This is a genomic window from Caballeronia terrestris (genome assembly GCF_001544515.1).
Classification (GTDB): Bacteria; Pseudomonadota; Gammaproteobacteria; order Burkholderiales; family Burkholderiaceae; genus Caballeronia; species Caballeronia terrestris.
In genome coordinates, this window is the sequence record NZ_FCOL02000494.1 from 1 (window position 1) to 980 (window position 980).

A 980-nucleotide genomic window follows, 5' to 3' on the forward strand; every position below is an offset into this window, starting at 1 on the left:
GCCGTAGACTTCGACGTCGTATTCGATCTGCACCCGCGGCGCGCGATTGCGCGCGATGAACTTCTGACTGCTTTCCTTTGCCATCATGTTTCTCCTGTCGGTCCGGAGCTGGCCCTGTCGGCCGGCGTTAGCGCTTTGGGCTTACACCGGCCCCATGGCCTCACTCTGATCCCATATCAATGGGTCGCTGTATCGACCCGGGTGCTCCGTGCATCGCCTTACTCGACGCCGCCCAGATGCCTGAATTGACCGGCGCCGTCGGGCGCCACGTCTTCGATGATTTCGATGAAACTCTTGCCGACCAGCCGCCGCGCGCGCTGCAGCAATACCGGCAGCGGACTCGACGGTTCGTGCTCGGCGTAATACGCGCAGATCGTGTCGAGCACGTCGATTACGTCCCGAGCGCTCGCTATCCGTGCCGGGCTTGCAGTACCGGGAATGGCGGCGCGATGCGTCGCCGAACCGGTGACTGCGTCCTCTTCATTCGTGCTGGTCGCAATCGCGCTGCCCCCGCTCCCCATTCCCCCACATGCCGCCACGCGCGCTTCGACGAATTCGGCGATGCGCACGAGAATCCGTGCGAGCGGCCCGAAGTCGAGCGCGCGCGCCGGGCCGACGCGTTCGGTCAGAAGCGCCTCGATCCGTGCCGCCGACGCGATCGATGCACGCAACGCCGCGCGCGTCGCTTCGGCGTCGGCGGCGCCCGATTGCGCGAACGCGGCGTCGATGACTGCGAGCGTCGGCAGGTCGGCGCCGTCCGACGGCGGCGCCTCGCCCGCGAGCACCTCGATGTCGCGCAGTGCATAGCCGCGCTGGCCGCGCGGCGCGACGAACGGCACGTCGCGCAGATCGCCCGGCAAGCCGCATCCGTCGACGAGCCCCGAAAGTGCGTTGACGCGCGCGGTCGGGTCGTCCCCGTCGCTTTCGTCGAGTTGAGGATGAACACTGTCCCAATGCATCTCGACGAGCCCTTCCAGCAG

1 protein-coding gene and 1 pseudogene are annotated in these 980 nt (G+C 67.3%); both read right to left on the reverse strand.

The window, feature by feature from the left end; genetic code table 11:
• Positions 1-87: pseudogene (locus AWB67_RS40515) on the reverse strand (type VI secretion system contractile sheath small subunit); the annotation flags it as partial.
• 131 nt (positions 88-218) lie between these two features.
• Positions 219-980: type VI secretion system protein TssA (locus AWB67_RS41265; RefSeq protein WP_087660916.1), on the reverse strand; the 762-nt coding region annotated here is incomplete at its 5' end.